24 protein-coding genes and 1 tRNA gene are annotated in these 24,130 nt (G+C 67.9%); 13 read left to right on the top strand and 12 right to left on the bottom strand.

Annotated features, from left to right (window positions below; all coding sequences use genetic code 11):
• Positions 1–4 precede the first annotated feature (4 nt).
• Together GGC30_RS06970 and GGC30_RS06965 are read right to left on the bottom strand one after the other, a co-directional pair.
• Positions 5–268 (bottom strand): hypothetical protein, encoded by a 264-nt coding sequence (locus GGC30_RS06970; protein WP_055753212.1) that lies wholly within the window; start codon positions 266–268, stop codon positions 5–7.
• 73 nt (positions 269–341) lie between these two features.
• Positions 342–1,424, bottom strand: coding sequence for a CaiB/BaiF CoA-transferase family protein (locus GGC30_RS06965; RefSeq protein ID WP_153923228.1), 1,083 nt, complete (start codon positions 1,422–1,424; stop codon positions 342–344).
• A 94-nt stretch (positions 1,425–1,518) separates the two neighbouring features.
• Between GGC30_RS06965 and GGC30_RS06960 the strand changes: the two genes are divergently transcribed.
• A tRNA-Lys gene (locus GGC30_RS06960) sits at positions 1,519–1,595 on the top strand.
• Positions 1,596–1,640: 45 nt separating this feature from the next.
• Here the strand turns inward: GGC30_RS06960 and GGC30_RS06955 are convergent.
• The gene (locus GGC30_RS06955) at positions 1,641–4,070 is read right to left on the bottom strand and encodes a PAS domain-containing protein (RefSeq protein ID WP_153923227.1); all 2,430 of its coding nucleotides are present in this window, start codon (positions 4,068–4,070) and stop codon (positions 1,641–1,643) included.
• 112 nt (positions 4,071–4,182) lie between these two features.
• Here GGC30_RS06955 and GGC30_RS06950 point away from each other — a divergent pair, with 112 nt between their 5' ends.
• The gene (locus tag GGC30_RS06950) at positions 4,183–4,722 is read left to right on the top strand and encodes a hypothetical protein (protein WP_153923226.1); all 540 of its coding nucleotides are present in this window, start codon (positions 4,183–4,185) and stop codon (positions 4,720–4,722) included.
• A gap of 3 nt (positions 4,723–4,725) precedes the next feature.
• Here GGC30_RS06950 and tgt read toward each other — a convergent pair whose 3' ends face one another.
• The 3 genes from tgt to GGC30_RS06935 form a co-directional block, all read right to left on the bottom strand.
• On the bottom strand, positions 4,726–5,838 hold the full coding sequence (tgt, locus tag GGC30_RS06945; protein WP_153923225.1) for a tRNA guanosine(34) transglycosylase Tgt: 1,113 nt from the start codon (positions 5,836–5,838) through the stop codon (positions 4,726–4,728).
• A complete protein-coding gene (locus GGC30_RS06940) occupies positions 5,839–6,312 on the bottom strand; it encodes a hypothetical protein (protein ID WP_161638665.1) in 474 nt (157 codons plus the stop codon). It lies immediately after the preceding gene.
• Between the two features lie 63 nt (positions 6,313–6,375).
• Complete coding sequence (locus tag GGC30_RS06935) at positions 6,376–7,134, bottom strand: tRNA1(Val) (adenine(37)-N6)-methyltransferase (RefSeq protein WP_153923224.1); 759 nt, start codon at positions 7,132–7,134, stop codon at positions 6,376–6,378.
• Positions 7,135–7,332: 198 nt separating this feature from the next.
• Here GGC30_RS06935 and GGC30_RS06930 point away from each other — a divergent pair, with 198 nt between their 5' ends.
• Both GGC30_RS06930 and GGC30_RS06925 read left to right on the top strand, forming a co-directional pair.
• The gene (locus tag GGC30_RS06930; RefSeq protein ID WP_055753370.1) at positions 7,333–8,274 is read left to right on the top strand and encodes a polyprenyl synthetase family protein; all 942 of its coding nucleotides are present in this window, start codon (positions 7,333–7,335) and stop codon (positions 8,272–8,274) included.
• Positions 8,271–8,906 (top strand): squalene/phytoene synthase family protein, encoded by a 636-nt coding sequence (locus GGC30_RS06925; protein WP_153923223.1) that lies wholly within the window; start codon positions 8,271–8,273, stop codon positions 8,904–8,906. Before GGC30_RS06930 ends, GGC30_RS06925 begins: the two co-directional genes overlap by 4 nt.
• Position 8,907: 1 nt before the next feature.
• Here GGC30_RS06925 and GGC30_RS06920 read toward each other — a convergent pair whose 3' ends face one another.
• Positions 8,908–9,399, bottom strand: coding sequence for a MarR family winged helix-turn-helix transcriptional regulator (locus GGC30_RS06920; protein WP_153923222.1), 492 nt, complete (start codon positions 9,397–9,399; stop codon positions 8,908–8,910).
• 66 nt (positions 9,400–9,465) lie between these two features.
• Here GGC30_RS06920 and GGC30_RS06915 point away from each other — a divergent pair, with 66 nt between their 5' ends.
• Positions 9,466–10,671, top strand: a complete 1,206-nt coding sequence (locus tag GGC30_RS06915; protein ID WP_194943543.1) for an MFS transporter — start codon at positions 9,466–9,468, stop codon at positions 10,669–10,671.
• Between the two features lie 19 nt (positions 10,672–10,690).
• Here the strand turns inward: GGC30_RS06915 and trmFO are convergent, their stop codons facing one another.
• On the bottom strand, positions 10,691–12,085 hold the full coding sequence (gene trmFO / locus GGC30_RS06910) for a methylenetetrahydrofolate--tRNA-(uracil(54)-C(5))-methyltransferase (FADH(2)-oxidizing) TrmFO (protein WP_153923221.1): 1,395 nt from the start codon (positions 12,083–12,085) through the stop codon (positions 10,691–10,693).
• A 76-nt stretch (positions 12,086–12,161) separates the two neighbouring features.
• On the opposite strand from trmFO, the gene GGC30_RS06905 reads away from it, so the two are divergent.
• Positions 12,162–12,941, top strand: coding sequence for a hypothetical protein (locus tag GGC30_RS06905; protein ID WP_153923220.1), 780 nt, complete (start codon positions 12,162–12,164; stop codon positions 12,939–12,941).
• A 20-nt stretch (positions 12,942–12,961) separates the two neighbouring features.
• Here the strand turns inward: GGC30_RS06905 and GGC30_RS06900 are convergent, their stop codons facing one another.
• Together GGC30_RS06900 and GGC30_RS06895 are read right to left on the bottom strand one after the other, a co-directional pair.
• Positions 12,962–13,618 carry a 3-oxoacid CoA-transferase subunit B gene (locus tag GGC30_RS06900; RefSeq protein WP_153923219.1) on the bottom strand — a complete coding sequence of 219 codons (657 nt, stop codon included), beginning with the start codon at positions 13,616–13,618 and terminating at the stop codon, positions 12,962–12,964.
• Between the two features lie 2 nt (positions 13,619–13,620).
• Positions 13,621–14,346, bottom strand: coding sequence for a CoA transferase subunit A (locus tag GGC30_RS06895; protein ID WP_066626095.1), 726 nt, complete (start codon positions 14,344–14,346; stop codon positions 13,621–13,623).
• Between the two features lie 344 nt (positions 14,347–14,690).
• On the opposite strand from GGC30_RS06895, the gene GGC30_RS06890 reads away from it, so the two are divergent.
• The 7 genes from GGC30_RS06890 to GGC30_RS06860 all read left to right on the top strand — a co-directional run bounded on the left by GGC30_RS06890 (position 14,691) and on the right by GGC30_RS06860 (position 21,969).
• Positions 14,691–15,716 carry a cyclopropane-fatty-acyl-phospholipid synthase family protein gene (locus tag GGC30_RS06890; protein WP_153923218.1) on the top strand — a complete coding sequence of 342 codons (1,026 nt, stop codon included), beginning with the start codon at positions 14,691–14,693 and terminating at the stop codon, positions 15,714–15,716.
• 11 nt (positions 15,717–15,727) lie between these two features.
• Positions 15,728–16,141, top strand: coding sequence for a DUF2177 family protein (locus tag GGC30_RS06885; protein WP_153923217.1), 414 nt, complete (start codon positions 15,728–15,730; stop codon positions 16,139–16,141).
• A 103-nt stretch (positions 16,142–16,244) separates the two neighbouring features.
• On the top strand, positions 16,245–17,495 hold the full coding sequence (locus tag GGC30_RS06880) for an oligosaccharide flippase family protein (protein ID WP_153923216.1): 1,251 nt from the start codon (positions 16,245–16,247) through the stop codon (positions 17,493–17,495).
• The gene (glf, locus tag GGC30_RS06875) at positions 17,479–18,627 is read left to right on the top strand and encodes a UDP-galactopyranose mutase (protein ID WP_153923215.1); all 1,149 of its coding nucleotides are present in this window, start codon (positions 17,479–17,481) and stop codon (positions 18,625–18,627) included. Before GGC30_RS06880 ends, glf begins: the two co-directional genes overlap by 17 nt.
• Positions 18,624–19,538, top strand: a complete 915-nt coding sequence (locus GGC30_RS06870; RefSeq protein WP_153923214.1) for a glycosyltransferase — start codon at positions 18,624–18,626, stop codon at positions 19,536–19,538. The genes glf and GGC30_RS06870 overlap by 4 nt, the downstream gene beginning before the upstream one ends.
• Positions 19,539–19,573: 35 nt before the next feature.
• Entirely contained in the window at positions 19,574–20,761 is a 1,188-nt protein-coding gene (locus tag GGC30_RS16760) for an O-antigen ligase family protein (RefSeq protein ID WP_194943542.1), read from the top strand.
• Positions 20,737–21,969, top strand: a complete 1,233-nt coding sequence (locus GGC30_RS06860; protein ID WP_194943541.1) for a glycosyltransferase — start codon at positions 20,737–20,739, stop codon at positions 21,967–21,969. The genes GGC30_RS16760 and GGC30_RS06860 overlap by 25 nt, the downstream gene beginning before the upstream one ends.
• On the opposite strand, the gene GGC30_RS16755 is transcribed toward GGC30_RS06860, so the two are convergent.
• Entirely contained in the window at positions 21,915–22,967 is a 1,053-nt protein-coding gene (locus tag GGC30_RS16755; RefSeq protein ID WP_153923211.1) for a glycosyltransferase family 1 protein, read from the bottom strand. The genes GGC30_RS06860 and GGC30_RS16755 overlap by 55 nt on opposite strands.
• Complete coding sequence (locus GGC30_RS06850; protein WP_153923210.1) at positions 22,960–24,057, bottom strand: glycosyltransferase family 4 protein; 1,098 nt, start codon at positions 24,055–24,057, stop codon at positions 22,960–22,962. Before GGC30_RS06850 ends, GGC30_RS16755 begins: the two co-directional genes overlap by 8 nt.
• Positions 24,058–24,130: the final 73 nt, after the last annotated feature.

Genomic DNA, 24,130 nt, shown 5'->3' with positions numbered 1-24,130 from the left:
TTCGTCAGTAGAACAGCGTCTCACTCTCGGGCTGGACCGACTGTTCCGACGTGCGTTCCTCAGGCGGAAGCGTCGTCGACGGCGGAGGCGTGGGCGTCGGATCCTGCACCTCTGGCGCAGGCGGGGGGGCTTCTTCCTTGACCGGCGGAGGCGCCGGCTGGACCGACATCTCGCGATTGTCGTCGTCCGAGCGGGAAGGACGGTCGTCGCAGGCCGACAGCGCGAGCACGCTGGCGGCGGCGGCCAAGACAAAAATCGAGCGTGTCATGAAAGTCCCCGGTCTCCGCCGACCAAACGCCTGTCGCGCTAAGCTGTTCCCTTAGCGCCGAAATCTGCGTCGGTCATCCTGCGTGATCGGACCATTTTGTGACCATTTGATCCAAGGTCAGTTCGGACTTGGGGGAGGGCGCAGCAACTACGCCGTCGAAACGGGGCGCGGGTTGCGGCAGGCCGCTGTGGTATGTTCCACGCGCCTGATTGTGCGGATGATCCGGCGCCTCGGCCAGGCTCAGCACGGGCGTGACGCAGGCTTCCGTCCCGGCGAAATGGGCGCTCCAGTCATCGCGGTCTCTGCTTGCAAACAAGGCCGCAAGCCGCGCTTGCAGGGCCGGCCAGGCGGCGATGTCGTATTGAACCGCATCAGCCGGATCGATCTCCAGGCCGGCCAGCAGCGCGGCGTAGAAACGCGGCTCCAGCGCCGCCACCGCCACGAACCCACCGTCGCGACAGGCGTAGCAGCGATAGAAGGGCGCGCCCCCGTCCAGCAGGTTGGATCCGCGCCGGTCGCTCCACAGTCCCCGACCCCGCAAGGCTTGGAACAGACCGCCCAGCAGAGCCGCCCCGTCCGTCATGGCTGCGTCGACCACGCGTCCCTGGCCCGTCGTCCTGGCCTCCACCAGCGCGGCCAGCACTCCGACCACCAGCAGCATGGCCCCGCCGCCGTAATCTCCGACCAGGTTCAACGGCGGGGAGGGCGGATGATCCGCCTCGCCCATGGCATGCAACACTCCGGACAGGCCGATGTAGTTCAGATCATGCCCGACTACATTCGCTAGCGGCCCCGTCTGGCCCCACCCCGTCACGCGTCCAAACACCAGAGCGGGCTTTCGCGCCTGGAGGGCGTCGGGACCATAGCCCAGCCGCTCCATGACGCCGGGTCGAAAACCTTCGATCACCGCGTCGGCCCCATCGATCAGCTGCAGGATGCGCTCGCGATCGGCCGCTGATTTCAGATCGACGGGAACCGCCGCTCGTCCCCGGTGCAGGACCTCGCCTCCGACCTCGTCGAAGACCGCCGGTCCGGCCGAGGCGTCGCGCGTCAGCCGCACCACCTCCGCCCCCAGGTCCGCCAGCATCATTCCGGCGAAGGTGACCGGCCCCAGGCCGTCGAATTCGATGATGCGGACGCCATTTAACGGTTTCATGCCCAATGAGTAGCAGACCGGGTCTTGACCGGAAGGCCGGATTACAACAGAAGGCGCCCTTCGACGGTTCGGGCCAGCCCGGACGTCGCGCGGTGCGTCCTTAGCTCAGTTGGTTAGAGCATCTGACTTTTAATCAGAGGGTCCTCGGTTCGAGCCCGAGAGGACGTACCATTTAAAGCCCGCTTCGGCGGGCTTTTTGCTGTCCGGGCCTTGCCTTCAGTGGGTCGCGAAACGACCCGGCGCAGTCGCATCCCGCGCGATCGGTGCGTTCGACTTGTCGAGATACTTCGACAGGGTGGCGACCAGGGCGGGCAGTTGCAGCGGCTTGGCCAGATGGTCGTCCATGCCGGCGTCGCGACACAGCTGGATCTGGTCCGGCTGAACATTGGCGGACAGGGCGATGATCGGCAGTCGGCGTCCGCTGCCCTGCTCAATCCGGCGAATCTCGCGCGTGGCTGTCAGGCCGTCCATGACCGGCATCTGCATATCCATCAGGACGAGGTCGTAGACTTCGGACTGCACCGCATGCACCGCCTCGGCTCCATCGCTGGCGGTGGCGACCTCTAGTCCCATTCCGACAAGGATGACGCTGATCAGTTCGCGGTTGGCCGGGGCGTCGTCGGCGATCAGCACGCGGCCCTCGGGCATGACGCTGAGGCGCGGCCCTTCGGCTTCCAATCCGCCCTCGGCGATGTGCAGCGGGACGGTCACCTTGAACGTCGATCCCAGGCCGGGCTGGCTCGTGACGACGATGTCGCCGTCCATCGCCCGCGCCAGCCGCCGCGAGATCGCCAGCCCCAGGCCGGTGCCGCCGTAGAGCCGGGTCGTCGACCGATCCGCCTGCGAGAAACGTTCGAACAGATGGGCCTGGGTCTGAGCGCTCATGCCGATGCCGGTATCGGTCACCTCGGCCGTCAGACGCCATGCGCCGCTATCGTCCATTGCACCGCCGACCGACAGACTGACCGAGCCCTGGCGGGTGAACTTCACGGCATTGCCCAGCAGGTTCAGCAGGACCTGTCGAAGACGGGCCTGGTCGCCCATCAGGCGATCCGGCATGTCCGGCGCCAGATCGACGTGCAGCGCCAGACCCTTGGCCAGACACTGGGCCTCCATCATCTGGACCGTCTCGTGCGCCAGGGCGGCCGGGTCGAACCGCTGGGGCTCCAGCTCGATCATGCCGGCTTCGAGCTTGGAATAGTCCAGCACGTCGTTGATGACCGACAGCAGGGCTTCACTAGCCGTGGCGATGCGCGCGACATAGCCCTTCTCGGCCTCGGGCAAGGCCTCGCTGGCCTTCAGCAGGTTGGAAAAGCCGATGACGCTGGTCAGCGGCGTGCGCAGTTCGTGGCTCATGTTCGCCAGGAATTCGCTCTTGGCCGCCGCCGCCGCCTCGGCCCGGTCGCGCGCGGTGACCAGTTCGTCGGCCAGGATCTTGCGATCCGTCATGTCACGGATGACCACCACCACCTCCGACGGCTTGCCCGCCTCGGCGGCCAGGGCGCGGAAGGTGCATTCGACCCAGACGATCGAACCGTCGCGATGAAGGGCGCGGTGCTCCAGCCGGCACGGCTCTTTGGTGTGGATGGTGCCCAGCACGGCCCGGGTCACCATTTCCCGATCGTCGGGATGGACATAGTCCATGGGTCGACCGTTCATCTCTTCGGTGGTCCAGCCGAGCAGGCTTTCGATCGCCGGCGAGATGTATTTGCTGGTGCCGTCCGGGCGAACGCGGGTGATCACGTCGCCCACGTTTTCAGCCAATAGCCGATAGCGCGCCTCGTCACGCTGAGCGCGGGCGATCTGGGCCTGCTGGTCCGTGATGTCCTGAAACACGCCGTAAAGGACCTTCACGACCCCGGCGTCGTCACGTTCGGCGCGCGCCTGGGTCAGAACCGCGCGCTCCTCGCCATCGGCGCGGATCAACCGAAGACGCATTTTGTAGCCATCGCCAGTTTCGGCCGAATGCGCGATCGCCGCCAACAATCCGGGCCTATCGTCGGGGTGATAGCGGTCGATGGCCGAATCGACCTGCGGATCGAAGGTCTTGCGATCCAGACCGTGGATGCGGAACACTTCGTCGGACCAGTGGACCTTGCCGCTGGCCAGTTCCAACCGCCAATGACCGACCCCGGCCATGTTTTCGATCAGCTCCAGCGTACCGTGGCGCTCATCGCTGACGCGACCGACTTCCAGCGACGCGATGATGTCTTCGGCCATGGCGCCCAGCGTGCGCAGCGTCGCGATCTGAGCGTCGGAAGGGTGAGGGCGAGGTTGGCGATCCATGACGCCGAACGCGCCCAGCGACCGACCGTCCGGGCCGCAGATCGTCACGCCGGCGTAGAAACGCAGATTATAGGGGGCCGCAACCAGGAAATGATTGCGCGCTGCGGGGTCCGCCAGACCGTCTTCGACCACCAGGACGGCCCCTTTGCCCTGGCGCAGCAGACGGTCGCCGAGGGTGCGTTCGCGCGGCAGGCTTCGAACAAGTTCACGATCGCTGCACCAGAGGACGGCGTTGTCGCCGCTGACCAGGGTGACGACGGCGGCGGGCGCATCGAAAACAGTGCAGGCCAGTTCCGTAAGGCGTTGGAACGGACCAGCAGGGGCGTCCAGGGCTTCCAGGCTCTTGGCGATGTAAGGCACGACCGAACTCCAACGACCGGTCAAAGTGACCTAAAATCAGAGAATTCTTCGTTACCGACCGCTTCCGCCGCTACGCTTTAATCGCCAGCCTAGGCGTGGTCTAAGCCAACCCATGAAACGCCTTCTTCTCGCAGTCAGTCTTGTTGCGCTTTCCGGTTGCAATGCCGGTCGGTCGGCGATGGGCGGCGCCGAACAGGTCGGGGCAGGCTTCGCGGCGGCGGCGACGGCGCCGCTGGAAGACTTCAACCTGCGTCGTCAGATGATCCCGACGGTGCTGCTTCAGGCCGAAGCCAATCCCTACGATCTGCGCAATCTGAATCAGTGCACGACCATCGGCGCAGAGGTCGCACGGTTGGACGAGGCGCTGGGACCCGACACGGACGAACCGCCGCGTCAGGACGGCTCCTATCTCAGCGAGCGGGCGGCGGATGCGGCGGCCAGGGCGGCGCTGAACGCCATTCGTGACACGACGACCGACTTTATTCCCGGCCGAAACTGGATTCGTCGACTGAGCGGCGCCGAACAGCACTCAAAGCACGTTCAATCGGCCATCCAGTCCGGCCGGATGCGCCGCGCCTTCCTGAAGGGGATGGGCATGCAGCGGAACTGCGCGCCGCCGGCGGCGCCCAGCTGGTTCAGACCGCATCCCTAGGCGTCAGCCGTTCGACGTGTGGCGGGCGTGGAAGTCGCGCCTGAACTGTTCGAACCGACCCTCGGAAATCGCCGCACGCATGGCCGCCGTCAACGCCTGATAAAAGGCGATGTTGTGCCAGCTCAGCAGCACCTTCCCGAGGATTTCGTCGGCGCGGATCAGGTGGTGCAGATAGGCCTTCGAATACGACGATGATGGGCCGTCGATGGTCGGGTCCAGCGCGTCCTGATCCTCGGCGAAGCGGGCGTTCTTCAGGTTGAGCGGGCCATCCCAGGTCCAGGCCTGACCGTGACGGCCGGCGCGGGTCGGCAGGACGCAGTCGAACATGTCCACGCCGCGATACACCGCCTCGACCAGGTCGACCGGCTTGCCCACGCCCATCAGATAGCGCGGACGGTCGGCCGGCAGCATTTCGGGCGCATAGTCCAGCACCTCGCACATGGCTTGGTGGCCTTCGCCGACCGCCAGGCCGCCGATGGCGTAGCCGTCGAAGCCGATTTCTTGCAGTTGCTCCGATGACTGGCGTCGCAAGTCCTCGAAGGTGGATCCCTGCTGGATGCCGAACAGGGCCTGGTTTTCACGCTCGCCGAACCGGGCCTTGGACCGCGCGCCCCAGCGGATCGACAGCTCCATCGCCTTTCTGGCCGCATCCTTCTCGGCCGGATAGGCGACGCACTGGTCCAACTGCATCGAGATGTCGGCGCCAATCCGGTCGGCCTGGATTTCGATCGACCGCTCGGGCGTCAGAACGTGTTTGGAGCCGTCGATGTGGCTGGAGAAGGTCACGGCCTCCTCCTTGACCTTGGAGATGCCGGCCAGGGACATGACCTGGAACCCGCCGCTATCGGTCAGGATCGGCTTGTCCCAGCCCATGAACTTGTGAAGCCCGCCCAGACGCTCCATCCGCTCGGGCCCAGGGCGCAGCATCAGGTGATAGGTGTTGCCCAGCAGGATGTCGGCGCCGGTCGCCTTGACCTGATCCACCGTCATCGCCTTGACCGTGGCGGCGGTGCCGACCGGCATGAAGGCGGGGGTGCGGATGTCGCCGCGCGCGGTCTTCAACACCCCGGTGCGGGCGCGGCCCTCGGTGGCGGAAATCTGGAAGGGGAAAGGCATTCAGGCGATCAGTCGTTCAAGCTGTTCCACGCGTGCCAGATCCTTGGGGCGGCCGAACAGGCGATACAGGGCAATGTGATCCCGGATGTCCGGGACGAACAGGGGCGTGTCCTCGACGAAGACGCGGCGACGCGAGCCGAAGGCGACCGGGGTCCAGTCGCCGCCGTCGCGTGTTTCCAGATCGGCCATGACCTCGACCAGTATCGGCTGATCCGGCGCGCGGCCGAAGACGGCGGAGCGGAACAGGCCTTCGCCCGGATCGGGTATCACCACGCCGCCAAGCGCGCCCAGCAGGCTGCGTGCATCACGGGGCGCGCAAAGCACGTCGATGTCGGGCACATGGATGTCGGTCAGGCCATAAAGCGCCATGGCCGCTCCGCCGAAGATCCACCACGGCTCGCGCAGGTCGCGCGCGGCCTCGCCGACGGCGATCAGGCCGTCTTGAAGATCATGCGGAAGGTCGTCGGGTGACACGGGGCGGGCTCGATTTCGTCAGGAGGCGGCATTTAGGCGTTCCAGTCGCGATTGACCACCCGATCACCATCCCAGCGACGCCTCGCCGCGCAGGATGGCCTCGGCCTGGGAGGTGTGCTTGCCGCCCTCGCGGTCGTGCAGGATCAGCGGCGGCAGCAGCCGCAGCGGCGCGCGCCCGGTCTTGATGGCGTGCACCAGCACCCGCTTGGCCGGCTCGTCCGCAAAGGGATGGATGGGCCGCACGGCGAACGACCCCGCCTTTTCGCCCAATAAAGCCAGCAGATCGGCCAGTCGGTCGGCGCGGTGAACGACCACGATGCGTCCGCCTTCCTTCACCGCCTTCAGCAGGAAATCGCTCCATGCTTTCAGCCCGTCGTCAGCCATCCAGGCGCCGCGCTTGCCCTCGGCTGGGGCGCGCAACGCCGTGGCGTCATCGAAGAAGGGGGGATTGGATATGGCCCAGTCGGCTGGCTCCACGCCGATGGCCCGAAACCCGGCCGCCACGTCGCCCTGACGAATCATAGCTGATCCAGCTGCGCCATTCAGCGTCGCATTCTCGGTCGCCAGCGCCGCCATCACCGGATCGCGCTCCACGCCCGTCAGGGTCACGCCGGGCCGTCGCGCCGCGATCTGCATCAGGACCGCACCCGCTCCGCAGCCCGCCTCGGTCACGCTCTGGCCCGCCTCGGCCGGGACCGCCGCCGCCAGCAAAGCCGCATCCATCCCGGCGCGATAGCCGCGTGCGGGTTGACGCAAGCGCACCCGGCCGTTCAACAGGCCGTTCTCGACGATCGTTGTCGGCAGGGTTTCGACCGGCTCCAAGCCTCAATCTCCTTGACCCTCAAGGGGTCGAACATCATTGTGCGCCGCAACTCGCGGGGGCAAGCCGGCCCGACCGCAAAAAGCCATTCCCGCGGCCCGCCGCGCCAGTGAAAGAGTATTCGTTTGGACGTCGCCATCGCCGCCGCTCACCGCCCGAAGGGGGACGTCAACGCCCTTGTCCGGCTGGCTGAGGTCGATATGGCGGCCGTGGACGCCCTGATCCTGGATCGGATGCAGTCGGACGTGCCGATCATTCCGAAACTGGCCGAACATCTGGTGTCGGCGGGCGGAAAGCGTCTGCGTCCCCTGATGACCGTCGCCGCCGCGCGCGCCGTGGGCGCGACGGACGACATCGTGGCACCGCGCAAGCTGGCCGCTGCGGTCGAGTTCATTCACACCGCCACTCTCCTGCACGACGACATCGTCGATGCGTCCGAACTGCGTCGGGGCAAGGTCGCGGCCCATCTGATCTGGGGCGCCCCGACCAGCGTCCTCGTTGGCGACTTCCTGTTCGCCCGCGCCTTCGAACTGATGGTCGAGACGGATTCGATGCGCGCCCTGGGCATTCTAGCCGAGGCGTCGCGGGTGATTTCCGAGGGCGAGGTGCTGCAGCTGACGCGCGCCCACGACCTGAATCTGGACCAGGCCACCTATCTGCAGATCATCTCGGCCAAGACCGCCGAACTGTTCGCCGCCGCCGCCGAGGCGGGCGCGGTGGGGGCCGGGGCCGATCCGGCCGCGATCAAGGCTTTGCGCGACTACGGCATGGCGTTGGGCATCGCCTTCCAGCTGGCCGACGACGCCCTGGATTACGGCGCGACGGCCGAGGCCTTGGGCAAGAACGCCGGCGACGATTTCAACGAGGGCAAGGCGACCCTGCCGCTGCTTCTGGCGGTCGCTCGCACGCGCGGCCGCGAGGAAGCCTTCTGGGAACGCACCGTGACCAAGGGCGAGCGGACGCCCGAAGACTTCACCCGCGCCCGCGAACTGATCATCGGCTCGGGCGCCATCGGCGCGACCCTGGACCTGGCCGGCGACTATGCTGATCAAGCCAAGGCCGCCCTATCGGTCCTGCCGTCCAGCGACTGGCGCGCCGCGCTGGAAGACCTGGCCGATTTCGCGGTGTCGCGCGCCGCTTGACCGAGCCTGCGGATACGCTCGACCAACAGGTCCGCACCGCCGACCTCGACCGCTGGCTGTCCAGTCGCCTGGTCGCGGATGAACGCGTCCGCGCTGACCTGATCACGCTGTACGCTTTCGAAGCCGAGCTGATGAGCATCCCCACGCGCGTGACCCAGCCGTTGCTGGCCGAGATGCGCTATACCTGGTGGGCGGACCAGATGGACGGCGTCTTCGCCGGCGTGCCGCGCAAGGGCCATCCGGTGCTGGAGGCGCTGACCGATCTTGTCGCGCGCCACGGCCTGGACCGCGCGCCGTTCGACGCCTTGATCGACGCCCACATCGGCCGCGTGCGCGAACAGCCGCACGACCTCGACGCCTTCTACGTCGGCCCGATGCAGGTTGCGACGCGTGTGCTGGCAGGGCAGGGGCATGACGCCGCCGTGGCCGATGCGGCCCGCGTCTGGGGGCTGTCGCAGACCGGCCGGCGCCAGGAGGCGGCGTCCCTGAAATCCGCCGCCAATGGGGCGCTGAAACGCCTTCCGCCCGAGGGATTTCCGGCCGTGGCTCACGCCGCCCTGACCGATCCGGACCGACCGGAGCCGCTGAAGCGGCTGCGCCTGCTCTGGGCCGTGCTGCGCGGCCGGATCTGACCTAGCCGTTCAGGCCGGCGATCAAGCGGGTCAGCAGGGCGTTCAGCGTTTTCTGATCTTCTCGCGACAGGCCGCTCAAGGCCTCTTTGGCCGTCTCCTGGTGGCTGGGCATGATCGTCTCGATCAGGTCGAAACCCTTGTCCGTCAGACGGACCAGGGTCGCCCGTCGGTCGCTCGGATGCGGGCGCCGCTCGACCCAGCCCGCCTTTTCCAGCCGGTCGATCCGCGCGGTCATGCCGCCGGACGACATCATCGCCGCCTCGAACAGCGCCGTCGGCGTCAGGCCTTCGCGTTCGCCCGATCGGCGCAGCGTCGCCAGCACGTCGAACTCGCCGTGCTGCAAACCATGGCGGGCGAACAGCGGCGTCTGGCGCTCGCGGATCACCAGCTGCGACGCCTCGTTCAGGCGGCCCAGCACCTCCATCGGCAGCATGTCCAGATCGGGGCGTTGGACGGCCCATTGGGCGGCGGCGCGAGAGGCTCTGTCGGGCATGGTTATCTTGACATCGAGATACTTGAGGTCGAGAGAGTAGCGCGATTTTCAGTTGGAGTCCTCATCATGACCGCACGACCTGACGCCGCGCCCATGCGTGGCGCGTCGCTGCTGTTGCTGGCGGCCATCGTCGCCCTGGCGCTGAACCTGCGTCCGGCGATGGCGGCGGTCGGACCGCTGCTGGACCTGATCGAAGGCGCGACCGGCATGGGCTCGACCGCCGCCAGCCTGCTGACCACCCTGCCGGTTCTGATGATCGGTCTTGGCGCCCTGTCGATCCGGCCGTTGCGTCGGCGGCTGGGCGAGCGGCGCGGGGTCTTGCTTGGCGCGTTGCTGATCGGCGGAGCCTGTATGGTGCGAGCGGTGCTGATCGGCACGGCGGGGCTAATCGCCAGCGCGGCGGTCGTCGGTGTCGGCGTCGCCTTGATCCAGGCCTTGGCGCCGGTCGTCATCAAACGGGCCTTTCCTGCCCAGTTCGGCACGGTCATGGCGCTCTACACCACCGGCATCATGGGCGGCGCGGCCATTGCGGCGGCGACGGCGGCGGGCCTGGCCGAAGCGGTCGGCTGGGCCGGGACGCTGGCGCTGTGGAGCGCGCCGGCCTTCGTCGCCGCGATGATCTGGTTGGCGGCGTCACGCGATCCGGCGGCCGAAGAGCCGAACCGCGCCGCCGTGGTCGAGGCGACGGACCCGGAGCTTCCCTTCTGGCGTCAGGGCCGGGCCTGGCGGCTGATCCTGATCATGGGCCTGGGGACCTCGGCCTATACCTTGATGCTGGCCTGGCTGCCGCCCTTCTACATCGACCTCGGCGAGCCGAGGGCCACGGCCGGCTATCTGCTCAGCGGCATGACGGCTGCGGAGGTGACCGCCGGCCTGCTGGTGTCGCTGACCATCGGGCGCTTCCCGGATCGGCGCGGACCGATCCTGACGGCCTTGATTCTGGCCCTGGCGGGTCTGGCCGGTCTGGTGGTCGCGCCCCTCGGCATGGCCGTGCCGATCGTGATCGTCCTTGGCCTCGGCATCGGCGCAATCTTCCCGCTCAGCCTGATCCTGGCCATGGACCAGATCGACGATCCCGCGCGCTCCGGGGATCTGCTCGCCTTCGTCCAGGGCGGCGGTTACATCATCGCCAGCCTCTCGCCGCTGGGCGCCGGCCTGCTGCGCGATCACCTGGCCGTGCTGACCCAGGCCTGGGTGCTGATGGGCGTGGGTGTCATCCTGCTGGGCGTGATGACGCTGGGGTTCCGGCCTGGGTTGCCCAAGCTGCGCTGAGCGACCTGGCCCTCAGAAATCAGTCCGCGTCGCGCCAGGCCTGTAGGCTTTCCATCGCCCGGATGCTCATCAGGCGCTTTTTGGCCCGGCCGCGTTCCTTCAGCGGGATCTTGACGCCCGCCTCATCGACCTTGGGCGCTTCCAGCGGCGGCAGTAGGCCGTAGTTGATGTTCATCGGCTGGAACTTCGATCCTGCCAGATGCCCCCCGGTGATGTGCTCGACCAGGGCGCCCATGGCGGTCTCGGGCGGCGGCGGGGCCAGGTCGCGACCCAGCGCTTGCGCGGCGGCGAGGCGGCCGGTCAGCAGGCCCATGGCGGCGCTCTCGACATAGCCTTCCACCCCCGTCACCTGTCCGGCGAAGCGCAGGCGCGGCATGGCCTTCAGCCGCAGCTGCTTGTCCAGCAGCTGGGGACTGTTCAGATAGGTGTTCCGGTGCAGACCGCCCAGGCGCGCGAACTGGGCGTTCTGAAGCCCCGGGATCATGCGGAAGACCTCGGCCTGCGCCCCGTGCTTCAGCTTGGTCTGGAAGCCGACCATGTTGAACAAAGTGCCCAGCGCATTGTCCTGGCGAAGCTGGACGATGGCGTAGGCCTTGACCAGCGGGTCGCGCGGATTGGTCAGGCCGACCGGCTTCATCGGGCCGTGCCGCAGGGTCTCGCGACCACGCTCGGCCATGACCTCGATGGGCAGGCAGCCGTCGAAATAGGGGACGTGCTCCCACTCCTTGAACTCAGCCTTCGGGCCGCTCAGCAGGGCGTCGATGAAGGCCTCGTACTGCGCCTTGTCCATCGGGCAGTTGACGTAGGCGGCGGCGTCGCCGCCCGGACCTTCCTTGTCATAGCGCGACTGACGCCAGGCGATGTCGAAGTCGATCGAGTCAGCGTGAACGATGGGGGCGATGGCGTCGAAGAAGCTCAAGGACTCCTCGCCCGTCGCCTTCAGGATCGCGTCGGCCAGGGCAGGGGAGGTCAGGGGGCCGGTGGCGACGATGACATTGTCCCACGCCTGCGGCGGCAGGCCCGCGATCTCTTCGCGCACGATAGTGACCAAGGGGTGGGCGGTCAGTTTGGCGGTCACCGCCTGGGAGAAGGCGTCGCGGTCCACGGCCAGGGCCCCGCCGGCCGGCACCTGATTGATGTCGCCGCAGGCCATGATGATCGAATCCAGCGCCCGCATCTCGGCGTGCAGCAGGCCGACCGCATTGAACTGCCAGTCGTCCGAGCGGAAGGAGTTGGAGCAGACCAGCTCGGCCAGGCCATCGGTGTGGTGGGCGTCAGTCTTGACGCCAGGCACGCCGCGCATCTCGTGCAGGACAACGGGCACGCCGGCCTGGGCGATCTGCCAGGCGGCCTCGGAGCCGGCTAGGCCGCCGCCGATGACGTGGATGGGGGAAGGAGAGGGGAAAGCGCTCATCGCGGCCTTCTAGCGGGCGGGTGGCGCGGTGTCATGGCCCCCTGCTATATCCGCCGCCGGTCATCGGGGGCATGGATTGAGCGAGCATCGGATTTTGCGACTGGGCGAGACGCTGTCGGCGGCGGCCCGCGCCCTGCCTCGCCTGTGGCGCGGGGCTTGCGGCGCAATCGTGCTGGCGGCCGTGGTCTGGAGCCTCAAGCCGCTGGCGGCGGGCCCAGCGGGCCTGATCTGGACGGCGTACGCTCTGGCCTCGACCCTGGTGCTGGCGGGCGCGCTGGCGCGGATCGCCATCACCGACGATCTAGCCGGGGCGCGGCGGCTGGGCCTTGGGCCGGTTGGGTTGCAGTTCGGACGACCGGAGGGGCGGCTGCTGGGCGCGGGCCTGCTGTGCGTAATCTTTCTCGCCATGATCCTGTCGGTCGTGGCCCTGGTCCTGTTGGCCGTGTTCGGCATGGCCGAGTTGAACGCCCAGGCCATCGAGATGCGCCAGTGGAGCGCGGTGGGGCCGGCGTGGAAGCTGATCCTGCTGGCGGTCGTCACGGCCTTCGCCCTGTTCGCCGTCATCGCCTTCGCGGTGCGCCTGTCTCTGTTCGCGCCGGCGACGATCGGGCGTGGGCAGATGGTGTCGTTGCAGAGCATGAGCATCGCGCGCGGCGGCTTCTGGTCCCTGCTGGTTGGGCTTGTCCTTACGGCGGCGCCGAAGATCGCGCTGGTGTTGCTGTGGGGTGCGGGGCTGCTGTCGGGTACGGCGGGCTGGATCGTCTTCGCCGTCGTGCTGACAGGCTTGCAGGCTCCGCTGACGATGGCTTTTGTGGGCGCCGCCTATCGCCAGCTAGAGGCTGCGCCGCCCCGGTAGACCAGAGCGGCGCAGGTTCATCAGGCGGCCTGCAAGCCCGGTGCGCAGGTGTAGGCCGCCTCGGTCTTGGCGGCGACTTCGTCGAGGGTGACGCCGTCGGCCAGTTCGATCAGCTCGAGGCCCGCGCCGTCGGGCTTGACGTCGAAGGTGGCCAGGTCGGTGATGATGCGGCTGACGACGCCGGTGCCGGTCAGCGGCAGGGTACAGGCTTCCAGCACCTTGGACTGGCCGTGCTTGTTGGCGTGCTCCATGACGACGACCACGCGCTTGACGCCCGCGACCAGGTCCATGGCGCCGCCCATGCCCTTCACCAGCTTGCCGGGGATCATCCAGTTGGCGATGTCGCCGTTCTGGGCCACTTCCATCGCACCCAGGATCGACAAGTTGATATGGCCGCCGCGGATCATGGCAAAGCTGTCGGCGCTGGAGAAGTATGACGACTCCGGGATCTCGGTGATCGTCTGCTTGCCGGCGTTGATCAGGTCGGGGTCCTCGTCGCCCTCATAGGGGAAGGGCCCCATGCCCAGCATGCCGTTCTCGGATTGCAGGGTCACGGTCATGCCGGCGGGGATGTAGTTGGCGACCAGGGTCGGGATGCCGATGCCCAAGTTCACATAGAAGCCGTCCTGCAGTTCCTGGGCGGCGCGTTCGGCGAGTTGTTCGCGGGTGCGGGGCATGATCAGACCTCCGATCCGGCGGCGGCGCCGGCGACACGTTGACGGACGGTGCGCTGTTCGATGCGCTTTTCGGACACGGTCTGGACCAGGCGGTCGACATAGACGCCGGGCGTGTGGATGTGGTCGGGATCCAGCGAGCCGACGGGGACGATCTCTTCGACCTCGACAACCGTGACCTTGCCGGCTGTGGCCATCATCGGGTTGAAGTTGCGGGCGGTCTTGCGGAACACCAGGTTGCCGCGCTCGTCGGCCTTCCACGCCTTGACGATGGACAGGTCGGCGACCAGGCCGGTCTCCATGACGTAGTCGCGGCCGTTGAAGTTGCGGACCTCCTTGCCCTCGGCGACCAGGGTGCCGACGCCGGTGGCGGTGAAGAAGGCGGGGATGCCCGCGCCGCCGGCGCGAATGCGCTCGGCCAGCGTGCCTTGCGGGTTGAACTCAAGCTCCAACTCGCCGGCCAGATACTGGCGCTCGAACTCCTTGTTCTCGCCGACGTAGGAACTGATCATCTTGGCGATCTGGCGGGTGCCTAGCAGTTGGCCCAGGCCGAAGCCATCGACGCCGGCGTTGTTGGAGATGACCGTCAGGCCCTTGACGCCGCTGTCGCGCAGGGCGGCGATCAGGTTCTCGGGGATGCCGCACAGGCCGAAGCCGCCGGACATGACAGTCATGCCATCGAAGGTCAGGCCCTCCAGCGCGGACGTGACGTCAGCGTAGATCTTTCCCATCGCTCTCCCTTTTTTCACTGCCTGATGAATATCGGCTTTTGACCACGCCTAACGCGGGGGCGGGCAGCGGGCAAGACGCGGCGTCGATCCGACGCGGCGATTTCAGACGGTGAAGGCGAAAAACAGAGTCTAATTCGTCTAATTCGTCTGAACCGACGGCGAGCCGGGTTCGAAAAAGAGAGTGCAATTGGTGCACTTTCTACGGAATCGGTCGTCGCGGAAGGCGGATGTCGGCATCGCTTCGGTTGTGTTCAAGGGGGTCAGATATCCATCAGGCATCCATCGGGGCCGAGGTGTCGTATTACCGTCAAGCCTGCAGCAAGATCCGACGATCGAGGACGCCGATGAACCTGACCAATGTCGCCATTCGCCAGCTTCAGGACGCGCCGTTCCCGGACTTCGTGACGCGCCCGGCGATCGACAGCCTGGTGACAGAGGCCAGAAAGCGTCTGGATCGCGACGGGCCGCATGACGAGGCGGCCTTTGCGCGCGAAATGGCCCAGCGCGCCATCGCCGAACATACGGATGCGGCGAACCAGCAGCATTACGAACTGCCGCCCGAGTTTTTCCAGCTGTGCCTGGGCAAGCGGCTGAAATACTCCTGCTGCCTCTATCCCACGGGCCGCGAGACTCTCGATCAGGCGGAAGAGGCGGCGCTGGCCGAGACCTGCGCCCATGCCGATCTGAAGGACGGTCAGACGATCCTGGAAATGGGCTGCGGCTGGGGCTCTTTGTCGCTGTGGATGGCCGAGACCTATCCGAATGCGAAGATCACGGCGGTGTCGAACAGCCACGGCCAACGCGGCCATATCGAAGCCCAGGCGGCGGCGCGCGGCCTGACGAACCTGACGGTGATCACGCGCGACATGAACGAGTTCCAGACCGAGCAACGGTTCGACCGCATCGTCTCGGTTGAGATGTTCGAGCATATGGCCAACTGGCGCGCCCTGCTGACCAAGGCGCGGGGCTGGTTGAAGGACGACGGACGGATGTTCATCCACGTCTTCACGCACCGCGACGCGCCCTATCGGTTCGATCACACCGACAGCGGCGACTTCATCGCCCAGCATTTCTTCACCGGCGGCGTCATGCCGAGCCACGGCCTGATCCGACAGTTTCCGGACCTGTTCGCGGTCGAGCAGGAATGGACCTGGAACGGCGGTCACTATGCGAAGACCGCCAACGATTGGCTGGCGAACATGGACCGGAACGCCGCGCGTATCGCGGTGTTGATGCGTGAGACCTATGGAAACGACGCCAAACTTTGGACCCGTCGCTGGCGACGCTTCTATCTGGCGACGGCGGGTCTGTTCGGAAACGACGAAGGCCGCACCTGGGCGGTCAGCCACTATCGACTGAAGCCGGCTTAAGGGAGACGGGGATGATCAAATATGTCGCGGCCTATCTCGGGGCCGGCCTGACCTTTGCAGCCATCGATTTCGTCTGGCTGACCACCATGACGAACCGGCTGTATAAGCCCGTCATCGGGCCGATCATGGCCGACAAGCCGGACATGAAGGCGGCGGTGGCCTTCTATCTGATCTCCATCGCCGGGACCGTGTTCCTGGCGATCGCCCCGGCCCTGAAGGAGGGGAACTGGACCCGGGCGGCGATCAACGGGGCGGTGCTGGGCTTCGTCGCCTACGCCACCTACGACCTGACCAATCAGGCGACGCTGGCGGTGTGGCAGACCAAGCTGACGATCATCGATCTGATCTGGGGCACGGTGCTGACGACGCTGTCGGCGACCGGCGGCTATTTCGCCGCGCGATGGGCCGAGGGCCGTTTCGGCTAAGCCGCCCGACTGCCCCGCGCTTGCGATTGCGACGTTGCGTGTCTAAAGCTCGCGCCAGGGTTGATCGCGGGGGCGGCAGTTGGGGGACGGCAGGCACCGATTGATGTCGGCGCGCGGCGCGGCCGATGCGGGCTGGGTCTATGGCGCGCACGTCGCCCGTTATGTCTCGCCGCTGCTGCTCTATCCGGTTCTGACACGACGACTGGGGTTGGACGGGTTCGGTGTGTTCGCCTCGGCCATCGCCCTGGCCTTGGTGGTGTCGGTGGTGGTCGATTACGGGCAGTCGCTGTCGGGGCCGCGTGACATCGCCGGAGCCGTCGAAGGGCGCGGCGTCCTGGTGGGCCAAGCCCTGGCGATGCGCGGCGTGCTGATCCTGCCCGCCGCTGCGGTCGGCGTGGGTCTGGCGGCCTTGAATCCGGTTCTGGAAGGCGCGAGCGGCGTCGTGGCCATGGCGGTCGTGCTGGGGATCGGGCAGGGGGCCAGCCTGCTGTGGTTCTTTCAGGGCATTCGCGATCCCGGTCCGGCGGCGATGCTGGAGGTTGGCTTCGCCTTGGCCGCGACGGGGGTCGTTCTGGCGATGCCCGGCCTGAGCGTGGGCGGCGTGATGGCCGTTCAGGCGGGCGGCGTCTGGGCCGGATGGGTCGCGACCGGCATCCTGTTGTTGCGACGGCAGAGGGTTCAGGCGCCGGAGCGGGGCTTTGTGCGACGCGTCCTGATCCAGGGCGGGCCGCTGTTCGCCAGTCGAGCGGTCATCGTCGCCTATACGGGGGCGGGCGTTCTGGTCGTAGCGGCGCTGGCCGGGCCGGCGCAGGCGGCGCTGTACGGGGCGGCGGACCGGCTGATCGCGGCGTCCGGATCGCTGATGCGGCCGCTGGCCGGTCTGATTGCGCCCCGGATCGCCGGACTGCTGGGACAGGATCAGGCAGCGGCGTATCGCACGGCGCGGTGGACGCTGGCGGCATCGACGGGGGCGTTCGTGCTGCTGGCGGCGGGACTGACGCTGGCGGCGCCGCTGCTGATCAGACTGTTGTTCGGGCCGGGGTTTGCGGGCGCCGTCGAGGTGCTGCGACTTCTGGCTTGGGTGTTGCCGCTGGTGGCCGTCAGCCAGGTGCTGGGGCTGCATATGATGAACCCGCTGCGGATGGATGGACGGTTCGCGCTGATCGTGGCGCTGGGCTGTGTCGCGACGCTGGGGCCGGCGGTGGTGCTGGCGCCCGGCCTTGGCGCGGTCGGCATGGCGGGCGCGCGGATCATCGGCGAGGCGGCGGTGGTCGTGGCGTGTCTAATCGGGTTGAGGGCGCATTGGGGCGCGTTGTTCCAGACCGGCGGGAGGCGCGATGTGCCGGCGATATGACTGGCTGATCGTCGGCGCCGGTTTCACCGGGGCGGTGGTCGCCGAACGACTGGCGCGCGGGCTGGATCAGAGCGTGCTGGTGATCGATCAGCGCGACCATGTCGGCGGCAATGCGCACGACCGGCGCGATGCGGGCGGGCGGCTGATCCATCCCTATGGCCCGCACGTGTTCCACACCAACAGCGCGCGCATCTTCGACTATCTGAGCCAGTTCACGGCCTGGCGACCCTATGCCCATCGGGTCCAAGGGCAGGTGGACGGGCGACAGGTGCCGCTGCCGTTCAATCTGGATTCGATCGAGACGCTGTTTCCCGCCGCGATGGCCGAGCGGATGACGCACGCCCTGGTCAAGCGGTTCGGTTTCGGGGCGCGGCCCAGCATTCATGACCTGCGACAGGCGGGCGACGATGCGGATCTGAGGCTGCTGGGCGGCTATGTCTTCGACAAGGTGTTCGCCGGATACACCGCCAAACAATGGGGGCTGCCGGTCGAGGCGCTGGACGCCTCGGTCACCGCGCGGGTGCCGATCGCGGTCAGCCGGGACGACCGCTATTTCGTCGACCGCTATCAGGCCATGCCGCGCGACGGCTATGGGCCGCTGTTTGAGCGGATGCTGGACCATCCGAACATCACAGTGTCGCTGAACACGCCGATGGATCAGGTGGGGGCGGAGTCGTGGGACCGGATGGTCTATTGCGGCGCGCTGGACGACTATTTCGGCCGGTCGGTCGGGGCCTTGCCCTATCGCAGCGTGCGGTTCGACCATCAGGTCGTGGATGTCGAGGACGGCCTGCCGGTCGGGACAGTCAACTATCCCAACGACTTCGACTTCACGCGCATCACCGATTTCCGCCACCTGACCGGCGAGCGCGGGCCGACGACGGCGACGGTGACCGAATATCCGATGGCTCATGAGGCGGGCGTGAACGACCCCTATTATCCAATCCTGACGGAGGCGTCGCGAACGTTGGCGGGGCAATATCGCGAGATGGCGGCGACGCTGGCGGGCAAGGTCTGGTTCGCCGGGCGGCTGGCCGATTTTCAGTACTACAACATGGACCAGGCGGTCGGGCGGGCGCTCAGCCTGGTCGAGAAGTCGCTGGCGCCGGCCATCGCCCGGATGGCGGCATGAGCACGTCGGTCTGGGCGGTGGTGGTGACTTGGAACCGGCGCGCCCTGCTGGAGCAATGTCTGGCGCATCTGATCGCCCAGACGCGCCATTGCGACGGTGTGGTGGTGGTCGACAACGCCAGCGACGACGGCACCGCCGAGATGCTGGCCGACGCCTGGGCGGGTCAGGCGATGGTGGTGCGGATGCCGGTGAACACGGGCGGGGCGGGCGGCTTCAATGCCGGTATCCGCGCGGCGATCGAGGCGGGGGCTGACCGGGTCTGGCTGATGGACGACGACGTGCTGGCGGCACCGGATGCGCTCGAGGCCTTGCTGGCGGCGGAAGCGGAGCTGGCGGTTGAGGGCGTCGTTCCGGCCTTCCTGTGTTCCAGCGTCAGGTCGCCTGAGGGGCATCTGACCAACACGCCCGAGATCGACCGACGCGAGAATGTGCTGGGCTATCCGGCCTGGGGCGAGCGGCTGGAGCAGGGGATGGCGCCGGTGCGGCAGGCGACCTTCGTCTCGGTTCTGGTCAGTCGGGCGGCGGTGATGCGGCACGGCCTGCCGCTGGCGCCCATGTTCATATGGGGCGACGACACGGAATATACGCTGCGGCTGTCGCGCGAGGGGCCGGGCTATCTGGTCGCGGCCAGCCGCGTCGAGCATGTGCGCGCGGCGCCGGGACGGCTGACCATCGAGACCGAGCCGGATGCGCGGCGCGAGCGGCTGCATCGCTATCTGACGCGCAACGTCATCCTGGCCAAGCGGCGGCACGAGGGACGGCGCTCGGCGCTGCGCTATGCTGCATCGCGGTTGAGGCTGGCGGGGCGGCTGGCGCTGGGCGGACGCTGGCGAAAGGCCGGGGTGCTGGTCGCCGGCGTGGTGGACGGGGCGCGGTTCGATCCCGAGGTCGAGCATTGCAGGCCGTCCTGAGCGCATCGCGGCGTGGAACGCTGCGGTGGTCGCAGGTGCGCGCGGCCTATGAGCGGGTGGCGTTGGGTCTGCTGGGCCTGGGCGTGACCTTGCCGCTGTTTCTGACGCCGGGGCAGGTCAGCGGGCCCCGGCTGGGGGATCTGGCGCTGATAGTCGCCTTGCCGCTGGTAGGTGTGACGTGGCGAAGCATGGCGCCGGTTCTGAGGGCGGCTTGCGTGGTCGCGCCTGGATTCTTGGCGATGACGCTGCTGGTGCAGGTCGCGCAGGGCGGCGATCGGCTGAACGTCGGGGATGCGGCCTTCTGGTTTCGATGGATCGCCTCGGCGCTAGCGGCGCCGGCGGCGGCGAGCCTGATCCTGATGGACGAGCGACGGCGGCGGCTGTTCCTATGGGCCTTGCTGGCGGGCGCGGCGTGTCACCTGGCGACCTACGGGCTGGTGACGCTGGTGGGATTGGAGCCTTTGCAGGCCTTGGGGCTCGCGTCGCCGCGCGCGATGCTGACCACGACGGCCGCACAGGTGCGCCTGACGACCCTGGCCGAGCATCCGAATGCGGCGATGGTGATGATCGGATTGGCGGTCCCGGTAGGCGTGATGCTGGCGGGACGGCGCTGGGCGCGGCGCGGCACCACGTGGGGCGGCGTCGGCGTGGCGGTTCTGGGGTTTGTCAGCACCCTGTCGCGGGGCGGCATGATGGCGGCGATACTGGCGGGGCTGGCGCGGATGGTCGTCGGTTGGCGTTGGCGTGAACGGGTGCGGCCGCTGGGGGTGGCGCTGACGGTCTTTGTGCTGGCGGCGGGCGCAGTGGCTTTGCAAGAGGGACGGTTCGACCTCGACGGCGGCCGGTTTGCGGGACGGTTCGACAGAGGGGCGCTGCAAGACAATCTGGCCGGACGGATGCTGACTTGGCGGCGGACGGTGGATCTGATCGTGGAGCGGCCGATGGGGACGGGCTGGTCGTCGGCGGACGAGATGGGGGCGTTCCGGGCGCTGTCGGTCAGCCACAACGGCTATCTGTTCACGGCGCGGACGGCGGGCGTGGTGAGCGCGCTGGTGCTGCTGGGGATGCATCTGGCGTCGGCGGCGCGGCTGGACGCGCTGACGCCGCTGTCGGTCTATGTGCTGGCGGCGATGTTCGGAGAGGACCTGACGCAGGGGGCGGGGACGGTCTTCCTGTGCTGTCTGGTCGGCGCCTTGGCTTGGCGAAGGCCGCTGGCGCCGTGAGGGTGCTGATCGTCAACACCCTGTATCCGCCGGCGCAGGTCGGCGGGGCGGAACGCAGCGTGGCGCAGTTGGCCCAGGGGCTGAGACGGGCGGGCGTGGAGGCGTCCGTGCTGACGCTGACGCCGGGGCGCGAGGCGGTGAACGAACGGATCGACGGCGTGCCCGTGCAGCGTCTGCCGTTGCGAAACCTGGACTGGCCCTATGAGGGCGCGCGGCGATCGGCGATTCGGCGGGCGGTCTGGCATGGGCTGGAGGCGGCCAATCCGCTGATGGATCAGGCGGTGGATCGGGCGGTCGCGCGGGTGCGGCCGGATCTGATCCATCTGCACCTGACGACGGGGTTTTCACTGTCAGTCTATCGCGCGGCGGCGCGGCGGGATCTGCCGCTGGTGCAGACGCTGAGGGACTGGTCGATGCTGTGCGCGCGGGCGTCGCTGTTTCGACGCGGACGGCGTTGCGAGCGGCGATGTGGGTCGTGTGTTTTGCTGACGGCGGGCAAGCGGGCGCGGTCGCAAGGAGTAGATCATGTCATCGGCCTGAGCGGGCCTGTGCTGGAGACGCATCGGGCGGCGGGCTATTTTCGGCGGACGCCGGGGTCGGTGATCGGCAATGCAGCGGTCGCGGCGGCGATCGCGCCAAGACCATCGCTGGCCGAGGCGCCGACGATGCGGTTCGGGTTTCTGGGGCGGATCGAACCGGAAAAGGGGATCGAGGTTCTGCTGGCGGCGACGAGAGGGTTGGTTGGCGACTGGAGGCTGATGATCGGCGGTCGGGGCGAGGCGGATTACGTGCAGGCGTTGAGGCGGGCGTATGATGATCCGCGCATCGTCTGGCTGGGGCAGGTGGAGGCGGAAGCGTTCTGGCTCAGAGTGGATGTGCTGGTTGCGCCGGCGGTGTGGGCCGAGCCGTTCGGACGCAGCGTCGTGGAGGTGGTTCAGCAGGGACGGGGCGTGATCGTATCGCGCATCGGCGGCTTGCCGGAGGCGGCGCAGGGGGCGAGCATGTCAGCCCTAGTGGAACCGGGGGATGCAGGCGCGCTGACGGCGGCGATGCAGGCGGCTGTGGACCAGCCGGGACGCTGGCGTTTCGCGGCGGTTGGAGCGTTGGCCTGGACCGAGGCGTCGATCGTCGAGGCCCACAGGGCCGTCTATCGTCAGGTGCTGAGCAGAAGGTCTTCGATGATTTCGGCCGAGCATGACCAAGCGTAACGATCGGCGCGGCGAAGGCCGGCGTCGCGACGGGCGACATCCGGTCGGCTGAACAACTCCGACATATGGGCGGCCAGGGCTGCGTCGTCGGCAGGGTCGAAGTAGAGGGCGGCGTCGGCGCAGACCTCGCGCGTGGCGGGGATGTCGGAGGCGATGACCGGACAGCCGAGTGTCATCGCCTCCAGCGGCGGGATGCCGAAGCCTTCATAGAGGCTGGGAAAGACGAGCGCCTGCGCGCCGCCGAGCAGGGCGGCGATCTCGGCGTCCGAGCGACGGCCGGCGAAGATCAGGCGCGGGTCGGCCGCAAAGGCGGAACGGTCGAAGACGGCGGGTTGGTCGCCGATGAGGACCAGCCGAACGGCAGGGTCGGCAAGACGGGAGAGGGCGCGGATTGCGACGGCGAGATTCTTGTTCGGCGTCAGATTACCCAGGGCCACGAAGTAGGGGCGCATCGTCAGATCGAGGCGCTCGATGACGGCGGGGTCGGGCGTGATGTTGCGAAGATGGTCGGCGCTGTTCGGGGCGACAGCAATGCTTTCGGGCGACAGGTTCAGGACCGAGGCCAACTCTCGCCGTGAAAACGCGGAGACGGTCGCCAGCCGCGCACGGCGCGCCAGAGTCCTGTTCAGGGTGCGGTGAAAGGCGGCGTAGCCGGTTCGGAAATGCTCAGGATGACGAAAGACGGCGGCGTCGTGGATGATGACGATCTGCCGCCGATGCCGCACCGGACCCGAACCCCCTAACGACAGCAGGCGGCCGTGGCGCGCGGTCCAGGCCAGGGCGGTCTGTTCCCAAAGATGGCCGCCAGCGCGCCCGATCGTGCGGATCGGGATATTGAGCAGGTTCAGCCTATCGGCGCCGGGGGGCATCAACAGGACGCAGCGGTCGGCGGCGCCGGGGCGCTGGTCCAGGGCGCGGACGATCTCACGCGCATAGCGCTGAACCCCGCTCATGGGCTGGGTCAGGAAGCGGCCGTTGATGAAGACAAGATCAGCCACCCAAGCGTCGGCGGGCGAAGGCGTCGCGGTAGATCTGGACGGTCTGTTCGGCCATGCGTGAGGCGGACAGCAGGCCCGGCGCAATCGGCAGGGGAACGACGCGGCTGGCCAGCGCGGTGCGCATCGCCTCGGCCAGATGATCGGGCGAGGCGTCGACGGGCAGGCGGTCGATGCGCGCGCCGGCCTGGATCAGACGCCCGATCCCGCCGATGTCGGTGCAGACGATCGGCAGGCCCAGGGCGGCCGCCTCGATCATGGCGTAGGAATCGGCCTCGTAACGGCTGGTCATGGCGAACAGATCGAAGCCCGCCATCAAAGGCCCGGCGTCGCGTGCGCCCAGCACACGTAGGGCGTCGCCGCCGGCGGTTCTGACCGACGAGGCCAGATCGCCATCGCCGATCATGACGCCGATGATGCGCGGATCGATGGCGTTCGCCCGGCGGACGGCGTTGGCGAATCGAACGGGGTCTTTCTGGGTGCAGAACCGGCCAACGAAGCCGATGACCAGAGCGTCGTTGGGAACGCCGAGGGCTTGGCGGGCTGCGAGACGCTCGTTAGCGGGCGGCGCGGCCAGGCCGTTGGGAACGATGTGCAAGCGGTTTCCGCCGAGCCGCCAGCGACGGGCGACGGCGGCTTCTTCCTCAGAGACGGCGATGGTGGCGTCGCCGGACCGGGCCAACAGCGCCTCAGCCGCGCCGGCGCTGATCGTCGCCAGGCTGGCCGGGCCCATCATCGGCAGGGCGTGCGGGGTGTAGATCTTGGCGGCGCCGGGCGCGTGGGCCAGGCGGACCAGGGCGCCGGCCTTGGCGCTGTGGCCGTGAACGATCTCGAACGGGCCGAGGCTGGCGATCAGTCGGTTCAGGGCGTGAAGGGCGGCGACGTCCCACGGTCCGACGCTGCGGCGCATCGGCAGTCGTTCATGGGCGTGGGGGGCAAGGGCGGCGACCGCGGCCGGAAACCAGGGCTCGGCTCGGCCCGGCGACCAGATCAGGGACACCTGATGGCCGCTTCCGATCAGGGCGCGGGCCAGATCGACCACGTGACGCCCCGAGCCGCCGCCGGACGGCTCGATGACCAGAAGAATGCGCAATGTCGTCCCCCGACGATGGCTCAGCGTTGCAACTGAAAGCCATCATCGAGAAACGTCAAGATTGCGCACATTC

It is taken from the genome of Brevundimonas sp. SPF441 (assembly GCF_009661015.1).
GTDB classification, from domain to species: Bacteria; Pseudomonadota; Alphaproteobacteria; order Caulobacterales; family Caulobacteraceae; genus Brevundimonas; species Brevundimonas vesicularis.
Note: the sequence above shows the minus strand (reverse complement) of the source record. Positions and strands in the feature narration are given on the sequence as shown.